Here is an 8,475-nt window from a genome sequence, read left to right on the forward strand (position 1 = left end):
GTTGCCAAGAAGGCCGTCGCCAAGAAGGCCGTAGCCAAGAAGGCTGTCGCCAAGAAGGCCGTCGCCAAGAAGGCAGTTGCCAAGAAAGCTGTCGCCAAGAAGGCCCCGGCCGCCAAGAAAGCGGTTGCCAAGAAGGCCGTAGCCAAGAAGGCCCCGGCTGCCAAGAAGGCGCCCGCCGCCAAGAAGGCTCCTGCCGCCAAGCCGGCTGTTGCCGCCAAGAAGCCGGCTGCCGCCAAGAAGCCCGCTGCCAAGAAGGCCGCTCCGAAGAAGCCCGCAACGCCGCCCACCACGGCTGCCGCCCCGGGCGCGAAGACTGCGCTGAATCCTGCCGCGTCGTGGCCGTTCCCGACGGGCGGCCGTCCTTAATCAGGACACGCCGAAGCGCTAGCTTCACTAGAGCCGCCTGGCCTTGGCCGGGCGGCTTTTTTGTTTGCCGGCGGACCCTAGGGCTAAAGCGCCCCACGGAAGCAGCAATCCCATCCAAATGGCTGATCCCTGCACCGGGCAGCAAGCACTAGGACCGTGCGCAATTTTTACTTCCGGGCGTGCGACAATTGACTCCTCTTTTTTGGGGTGATCGCGTCCATGCTCGGTGAAATCTTCCGCTTCCTTCTCGAAATCGTGTTCACGCTGTTCGGGGCGGCGCTGATTGCGCGCGCCTGGATGCACGCGATACGGCTGCACCCCTTCAACCCGTTGGCGCGTGCGATCTACGGGGCCACCAACTGGCTGGTGCTGCCGCTGCGCAAGATCATTCCCGCCGGCAACAAGATCGACTGGACCAGCCTGGTTTCGGCATGGCTTGCCGCGCTGGTCTATCTGGTGCTGCTCTGGCTGGTGGCGATCGGCGCGCTGATCCCCGCCGCGCTCCTGCCCGCCGCCATGGGCTCGGCCCTCATCATGACCGCAAAATGGGCGCTCAACCTGGTGGTGTGGCTGACGCTGATCCAGGCCGTGCTGTCGTGGGTCAACCCGATGGCGCCCATGATGCCGCTGCTGCAATCGCTGACCGCCCCGCTGCTGGATCCCATCCGCCGCGTGCTGCCGCGCACGTCCATCGACTTCTCGCCGCTGGTGCTGCTGATCGCCGCCCAGATCGTCCTGATGATCCTGGCTCGCCTGAGCTACGGCATGATGGGCGTGTAAGACAGGCCGGGGCGGGCCGCGAGCCCGCCCTTACACCGGAATGGCGCTGTAGATCTCGATCAGCTTCTTGCGATCAATCTTGTGGTTGTTCGACATCGGCAGCGCCTGGCAGGCGACCAGTTCCGACGGCACCATGTACGGCGGCAGGCGTTCGGCCAGCCGCTCCTTCCAGCCCGACAGCGCGTCGGCGGCCAGCAAGGACGCGTCCTCGGCCGCGCCGCCCAGCCCCGTCACGAAACCGATCAGGCGCACTGCCGTGCCGTCGGGACGGCGCAGCACCGCGCAGGCGCTGCCTTCCACGCCCGGCAGGCCGTGCAGGGCCTCGTCGATTTCGGCCAGTTCGATGCGATAGCCATTGAGCTTGATCTGGTCATCCATTCGGCCACGGCAGAACAGCAGGCCGCCCTCCTCCATCTGCCCCAGGTCCCCCGTGCGGAATGCGCGCCGGCCGTCGGCATAGGTGTAGAGCTTGGCCTGGTTCAAGTCCGCTCGGTTCAGATAGCCGCGCATCACGTGGTCGCCCACGATGCAGATTTCACCCTCATCCACCAACAGCACGCTATCGGGCTTGGCGTGGCCGACCGGCAGCGGATCGTGCGCCGCCAGCACGGCGTCGGTGACCTCGATCCAGGTCGTGGCCACGGTCGCCTCGGTCGGACCGTAAGTATTCAGGATGACCGCATCGGGGAAGCGCTGGCGCAGTTTCCTGGCCAGCGCCGCCGGCAGGGGCTCGCCGCAGAAAAGGAAAGTGCGCAGCGAGGGCAATGTTGCGGGCGAGAAATCGCGGTTGGCGAGCTGCTGGTGCGCGAACGAAGGCGTCGATACCCACACCGTGATGCCGTGCTCCGCCAGCCTCGCCATCCAGGGCCCGGGCGCCGCGATCTGCTCGCGCGCATTGAGCACGCAGCTGCCGCCGGACCCCAGCGTGGCGAATACTTCGTACATGGACAGGTCGAAGCTGAACGGCGCCTGGTTCATGAACACGGGCGCATCGCCCAATCGAAAGCTGCCCAGCATCCAGTCGCCGAGCAGCCCGACGCTTTCGCGGCCGATCTGCACGCCCTTCGGATCCCCCGTGCTGCCAGACGTGAACATGACATAGGCCAGGCCGCGCTCGTCCAGCATGGCGCCCTCTGCCGGCGTGAAGCTGCCGGCCGCGGCGTCGTAGATGGCGGCTGCGCGGACGATTTCCACAATGCGGCGCAGGCGTTCGGGCGGATAAATGGTGTCCACGGGGACGAACGGAGCCCCGATCAGCAGCGCGCCGACCATGGCGACGAAAAAGGACGCTTCCTTGTGGCCATAGATGGCCACTGGCACGTCGGGCGCGACACCCTGCCTGCGCGCTGCGTCGGCCCACGCGCCGGCCTCTGCGCGCAGTTGCGCCCAGGTGAGGCTGCGGTCGGCGGCGGCGACGGCCAGCGCATCGGGATCGCGTTCGTTGTCCACGAACTGGAAGGACTTCAAATCAAAACGCATGCCGAAGCTCCCGGCGTCAGATGGGACTGCGGCCGCTGAAGACGTAAAGCGCCAGCGCAGCCAGGATCAGGGTGAGCACGCGCCCGAGAAAGCGCATGACGGGCCGTGCGAGCAAGGCCTGCAAAGCCGGCCGGGTGCGCGCCGCGTTGATCAGCAGGTTGTGGCCCACCGAGTACGCGCCGAACATCAGGCCGCTGACGATGTAGTGCAGCGACAGGCCGTTCCACACACCCATGGCGAGCAGCGTCGCGAAGATGCCGATGTTCTGCGCCGCCATCCGGTGACGGCCGAAGAACTTGGTCTTGCTCAGCGCCTTGTAGATGGGCATGAACACCACGTCGCGCAGCCACTCCGACAGGCTGATGTGCCAGCGGCGCCAGAAGTCCTGTGGATTCAGTGTGGCCAGGGGATTGCGGAAGTTGATCGGCAGCGTGAAGCCGAACAGCATGCCGATTCCGATCGCCATGGTGGAATAGCCCGCGAAGTCGAAGAAAAGGTAGGCGCTGTACAACGAAGCGTTCAGCGCCACGCCGGTAAATGAATAGTCGTGCGCATCCAGCGTGGCCAGGCCGTAGCGCCAGATCAGCTCGGCCAGGCCGAACTTCTGGATGACGCCCAGCATGATGAGCTCCAGCCCGGTCAGCCAGGTGTTCAGGTTGACGCCTTCGTAGCCGCGCTTCAGGTCGGCCTGGAACGCGCGCCAGCGGTACATGGGGCCGGCCAGCAGCGTCAGCGGGAAGAAGAGATAGATGAAGTAATCAAGCGGCGACACCCGCTCGTTGCGCGGCGCGAACAGCAGCACGTCGATCGCGCGGAACGTCGCGAACGACAGGCCCAGCATGGCCCCAAGGTGGGACACGCCCGTCTTGACCAGGAGCAGCGGCGTCATCGTGATGATCACCGCCAGCCACGTGGGGATGTAATTGCGGCGCATCGCCCACAAGGCGCCGCCCGAGATGGCCAAGAGCGCGATCGGCTGGTAGGGGCGCGCCCAGAACACCGCCATCCATACGCCCAGGCAAATGACGCCGATGATGTGCCGGTAGCCGATGCGCAGGGGCATGCCGGACGACCGGTACGCCACCAGGCCAAGGCCGCCAAACAGGGCGCCGCCAAAAAAGCTCAAGCTAGCAAACAATTCCATGGCGCGCTCAGAACTGCTGGTATTGGAATTCGACCTTGATCGGCCCGCCGCTGCCCGTGGTGGGCTGCGCCTGCAGAACGAACACCAGGATCACGCCCACGTACAGGCACAGGTGCCAGAAGAACCGGCGCGCCCAGGACGCGCCCGCTTGGCGGGCTTCGCCTTTGAGAAAGAATTTCATCGGGAAAAGTACTCCGCAATGCCTTGGTCAGCCATGGCCCAGCCAAGTTCGGCCAGGTGCATGTCGTCGCGGACCATGCCCGGCTCGAAGGGGATGCTATAGAGATCCAGGCAACCCATCTGGTAGCGCGTGCACATGCCGGTGATGGCGTCCACGACCGGGTCGAATCGCTCGACGTCCAGGATGAGCTTGGGATTGAAGGGCTGGATGACGAAGTAGGCCTTGACCTTGCGCTTCTGCAGCAGGGCCATCACGCGCGACAGATCGCCCAGTTCGGTACGGGTGATCGGATCGACGTCGGCGAACTCGTTGCGCGCGGGCGAATACAGCGGCGCCAGGTATTGCTTGTAGTAGTCGTCGCGCACGTCGTAGGGATTGTTGCCGCCTAGGCCGTGCTCGACCACGCGCGCCTCATGGGTCAGCCGGCTCCACTGCCCGGAATTCAGGCGGGCGGACATCGGCCACGACACAAAGCGGTGGGCGGGCACCGAAAGCTTGCTGCGCGGCTTGTCGGGCGCGGGCTCCTTGCGCGCGTTCCACCAGAGCCCCAGCTTGTCCTTCAGTTCGGACACCTGGCCATTGGCGATGAGCCACAGCAGGCCCCAATTGGCGTTGTCGGTGATCCAGTTCTGCATCTGCTCGCGCGTGCTGGGCTGATCCCAGAGCCGGTCCCAGACCGGTCCCGTGACGTGCTCGGCAAATGCGCTGCGCGGCAGTTGTCCGCCGGATGCGAACCACGCGGGCGACACCATGATCACCAGCCGCGTGTTCGGCGTGAGGGAATCGGCCACCGACTCCAGCACGCTGACGATGCCGTAGGACTGGAACATCGCATGGCCATAGGCCAGCGTCGGCACCTTCAGCTCTTCCGGGAAAAAGCGGTAGGGAACGAAGCGCAGGTCATGGCTGGACAGTTCCGACGAACCGAGCACGACGAGGGTGCCGTCGCTCAGGGCGTTGCCAAGCCGGTTCAGGTTGACGTGCTGCGTGCCCCAGTCCGGCCCGAGGTTGGGCAGGTAGTTGCTCTTGTCGGCGGCAACCGCCGAGGGCGACGATGCGGGGCTGACGACGCGGCTGAGCAGGTCGTCCGCACCGCAATACGTGCCCACCGCCAGAGCCACCGCCGTCGCGGCCGCCGCGGCATGGGACAGCAAGCGGGTATTACGAAGTATGGGCAGCGACATAGCCGGCAAGCACGCGGACCGACTGAAGGTGCTCAGCAATTTCGGGAGCCGGGATGCTGCAGCCGTACTCGGACTCGACCGCCAGCGTGATGTCGACGGCGGCGAGCGAATCGACCAGGCCGGTGGCAATCAGTTGCGTGTCGGGGGTGACTTTCTTCATGACGATCGACTCGACGATCTCGCCGATCTTGGTGTGGAGTTCTTGCTCGGTATGCATAGAGGTAGTGCAGCGTAACGATGCCGTGTCGGCATTCCATCCCCCGCCCCGGGATTCAGGACGTCGAGGATACAGAAAAAAGCTGAAACCAAACTGAAAAATTCCAGCCATCAATACGGCGCCAAGAATTACCTGGTTACATCAAATTCAAGGCCTCGCGCCGCCGCAATCATTGCACTTCGGCCGTCGAATCGCCATGAAACTTATGGAGGAAATAGCGAGAAAACGCTGGGAAACGTAACGTTCGAGGGTAAATCCCGGGTGCCGCGTTGCTGCTGAGCGACAGATTTCTACCTCTGCACTTGCGGTTCTCCACGGCCCCTATTTCCGCCCCGCTTTCAGCGGACGAAAAAAAGCCCGCTTGCGCGGGCTTTCATTGCGGCGCCGCCGAATCACATCGGCGTGACGCGCGTCGGACCCGCGCCACTGATCACCTGGACGCGCTGGCCTACGCTGACAGGCACGTCCGCTTCCTGGGCGACCACGCGGGTTTCGCCGTTGTCCAGGCGCACCGTGATCTCCAGGCCGGAGTTCTTCTGTGCGCGGTTTTCGACGGCGTTGCCGGCCAATGCGCCAAGGATTACCCCGCCGACCGTGGCGATGGTGCGGCCCGTGCCGCCACCGATTGCATTGCCTGCCACACCGCCGAGCGCACCGCCGGCCACCATGCCGACGCCGCTGGACCTGTCATTCTGAATGACGATCGGGCGTACCCCGGTGACCGTGCCCGTGCGAACGATCTGCTCGCGCTGCGCCTGGTCATAGCTGTACACGCCGCTCGAGGCGCTGGGATTGGCGCATCCGCCAAGCACGGCCAACGACGTCACGACGGCCGCTGCCGCCATCAAGCGGCCAACGCGCGGCGTTACCAGGGAAAAAGACTTTATATGATTCATTTGGACTCCTCGTTCGGGTACTGCCGACGGTAATTGATCATACTCCGCGCAAAAAACCCGGCAAGCGCGCCAGCAACAGACTGAAACGCTCCGCCAGAAGCTGCAAACCCGCGGTACGAAACAACGGGCTACAGCCCGTTGCCTCTTGCATATGCACTACCCGTTTGGACCCTGCCAATACGCGGCGGTTCCCAAGGAATTCCAACCCTCAGGCAGGCAGATGAATGCCGTAGGTTGCGTGCAGCACCGCGTCGATCTCGGCGCGCGTCGGCGCATGATTTTGCGGGCCGCGCGAAGCGATCTTGATCGCGCCCATCACGTTGCCCAGGCGGCAGCTGTCTTCCCAGTTCCAGCCGCTGGTCAGGCCATACAGCAGGCCGCCGCGCTGCGCATCGCCGCAGCCGGTCGGGTCCACGACCTGCGCGGCGCGCACCGGCGCGATCTGGATCGTCTTGCCGCCGGTGAGCAAGGTGGCGCCTTCGGCGCCGCGCGTGACCACCACGGCCTGCAGGGTGCTGGCGATATCGGCAACGCTGCGGCCGGTGCGCTGTTCAACCACGCCCGCTTCGTAGTCGTTGACCGTCAGGGCCTGCGCCAGCTTGAGCATGCGTTCGAGGTCTGCGCCGTCAAACAGCGGCATGGCCTGGCCGAGGTCGAAGATGAAGGGAATGCCGCGTTTGTGCAGGCGTTCCGCGTGCGCGAACATGCCTTCTTTGGCGTCCGGCGCCACGATGCCCCAGGCCGCATCGGCGTCGCTCAGGTCGTTTTGCGCCGCGAACGACATGGCGCCCGGGTGGAAGGCGGTGATCTGGTTGTCGTCCAGGTCGGTGGTGATGAAGCACTGCGCGGTGAAGGTCTCGGGAATGACCTTGACGCGGCTGACGTCGATACCCAGGCCCGACAGGCGATCCATGTATTCGCCGGCGTCTTCGCCGACGGTGGCGACCGGCACGGGCTTGCCGCCCAGCAGATTCATGTTGTACGCGATGTTGCCCGAGCAGCCGCCGTACTCTTTGCGCATGCTGGGCACCAGGAACGAAACGCTCAGGGATTGGATGCGGTCGGCAAGGATGTGTTCCTTGAAGCGACCTTCGAACACCGCAATGGTGTCGAACGCCATCGAACCGCAGACCAGAACAGGGGTTGCCATACTTGTCATCCTTTACGGAAAAAACTTGTCGAGTTGATAGCCGTTGACCTGAACGCCAGTCACTTCAATGGGCACTGAAATCTTCAGTTCGCCGTTGGGGCCGAACGGGCCGCTCAACTGCTGCGGCGTGAGGTAGTTTTCGGGCATCAGCACCTTGCGCACGACCACCGTGTCCGACAGGTCCGTCAGGTCCAGCACCAGCGCCGGCCAATGTTGGGGCTTGTCATAGCGGTTGTGCATCATAACGTTCAGCACAAGGCGGCTGCGCCCGTCGTCGATGGCCGCAGCGCCCGTTGGCGGCTGCAGCGACGACGAGGAAATCCCGATGCGCTCCAGGCGCCGGGCATAGCCGACCGTGCAGCCCAACGGCTTGCAGACGGCTTCCAGCGCCGGCCGCACCGCGGGCACGGAATTGGCGATATCGGTGCGGTACACGTACAGCAACTGCAAGCCCAGCGCGATCAGGCCGATCAGGCAGGCGTAACCCCAAAGCTTGCGCCACAGGCCGTGACGCTCCTGCCGGTCCTGATCCAGGAATTCCGGCGGCGCGCGCCCGACATCCGTGGCGCTGGAATAGCGCGTGCGCGTTTCGCCAAGCACCGGCTCCCGGCCGCTGTCTTGGTCAAGTTCGTCTTCGGCTTCGTATTCGTCGTCGCGCTCGGCGTCGCGGACATCGTCGCGCTGGCGGCCCGGGTTCCAGGCTATCGTCGGTTCGCCGGACCTGCCGGCGACGACGGGCTCGCCGCGATAACCGGCAGGCTGCCCGACGTAGGGCGCGCGGGGCGGCTCCACTTCGCGGTCATAGGGATCGTAGAGGTCGTCGTCATCGGCGGCGTCTTCGTCCACGGGCGCCGCATCCGGTTCGGCGCGCCGGCGGATGTCGCCGCGGCCGCGCAGCACCGCGGGCGGGACAGCCACGGCCGGCGATGCGGCGGGCTCGTCTTCCCAGGGGGGAATCGACGGCGCCGTCACGACGGGCGGTGCGGCCGGCTCAGGTGCGGCCGGCTCAGGCGTGGCCGGGATGGGCCGTGGCGCGGCCGGCTCAGGGGCGGCAAATGACGGGCCCGGGACCGGCGCG

At 65.3% G+C, this 8,475-nt stretch carries 10 protein-coding genes; 2 read left to right on the forward strand and 8 right to left on the reverse strand.

Going from position 1 to position 8,475, the window contains the following annotated elements; genetic code table 11:
• Together KYC_RS05285 and KYC_RS05290 are read left to right on the forward strand one after the other, a co-directional pair.
• Window positions 1–366, forward strand: a 366-nt coding sequence (locus tag KYC_RS05285; protein WP_008159614.1) for a histone H1-like repetitive region-containing protein, incomplete at its 5' end; no start/stop codon positions are given.
• A gap of 219 nt (window positions 367–585) precedes the next feature.
• On the forward strand, window positions 586–1,146 hold the full coding sequence (locus KYC_RS05290; protein ID WP_043517626.1) for a YggT family protein: 561 nt from the start codon (window positions 586–588) through the stop codon (window positions 1,144–1,146).
• 30 nt (window positions 1,147–1,176) lie between these two features.
• On the opposite strand, the gene KYC_RS05295 is transcribed toward KYC_RS05290, so the two are convergent.
• From KYC_RS05295 to KYC_RS05325, 8 genes are all read right to left on the reverse strand, one after another.
• The gene (locus KYC_RS05295) at window positions 1,177–2,625 is read right to left on the reverse strand and encodes a D-alanine--poly(phosphoribitol) ligase (protein WP_008159618.1); all 1,449 of its coding nucleotides are present in this window, start codon (window positions 2,623–2,625) and stop codon (window positions 1,177–1,179) included.
• A gap of 16 nt (window positions 2,626–2,641) precedes the next feature.
• Complete coding sequence (locus KYC_RS05300; RefSeq protein WP_043517621.1) at window positions 2,642–3,769, reverse strand: MBOAT family O-acyltransferase; 1,128 nt, start codon at window positions 3,767–3,769, stop codon at window positions 2,642–2,644.
• A 7-nt stretch (window positions 3,770–3,776) separates the two neighbouring features.
• Complete coding sequence (locus tag KYC_RS29200) at window positions 3,777–3,950, reverse strand: hypothetical protein (protein WP_008159622.1); 174 nt, start codon at window positions 3,948–3,950, stop codon at window positions 3,777–3,779.
• Complete coding sequence (locus KYC_RS05305) at window positions 3,947–5,134, reverse strand: D-alanyl-lipoteichoic acid biosynthesis protein DltD (protein WP_043517623.1); 1,188 nt, start codon at window positions 5,132–5,134, stop codon at window positions 3,947–3,949. Before KYC_RS05305 ends, KYC_RS29200 begins: the two co-directional genes overlap by 4 nt.
• The gene (locus tag KYC_RS05310) at window positions 5,112–5,351 is read right to left on the reverse strand and encodes an acyl carrier protein (protein WP_008159625.1); all 240 of its coding nucleotides are present in this window, start codon (window positions 5,349–5,351) and stop codon (window positions 5,112–5,114) included. Before KYC_RS05310 ends, KYC_RS05305 begins: the two co-directional genes overlap by 23 nt.
• Before the next feature lie 392 nt (window positions 5,352–5,743).
• Complete coding sequence (locus KYC_RS05315; protein WP_008159626.1) at window positions 5,744–6,247, reverse strand: outer membrane lipoprotein; 504 nt, start codon at window positions 6,245–6,247, stop codon at window positions 5,744–5,746.
• Window positions 6,248–6,455: 208 nt separating this feature from the next.
• Window positions 6,456–7,397: a carbohydrate kinase family protein gene (locus tag KYC_RS05320; protein WP_008159628.1), complete on the reverse strand. Its 942-nt coding sequence runs from the start codon at window positions 7,395–7,397 to the stop codon at window positions 6,456–6,458.
• 12 nt (window positions 7,398–7,409) lie between these two features.
• Window positions 7,410–8,475 (reverse strand): DUF3426 domain-containing protein (locus tag KYC_RS05325; protein WP_238531888.1); only part of this gene is annotated, 1,066 nt, incomplete at its 5' end.

Origin of the sequence: Achromobacter arsenitoxydans SY8, assembly GCF_000236785.1 — a bacterium.
Classification (GTDB): domain Bacteria; phylum Pseudomonadota; class Gammaproteobacteria; order Burkholderiales; family Burkholderiaceae_B; genus Achromobacter; species Achromobacter arsenitoxydans.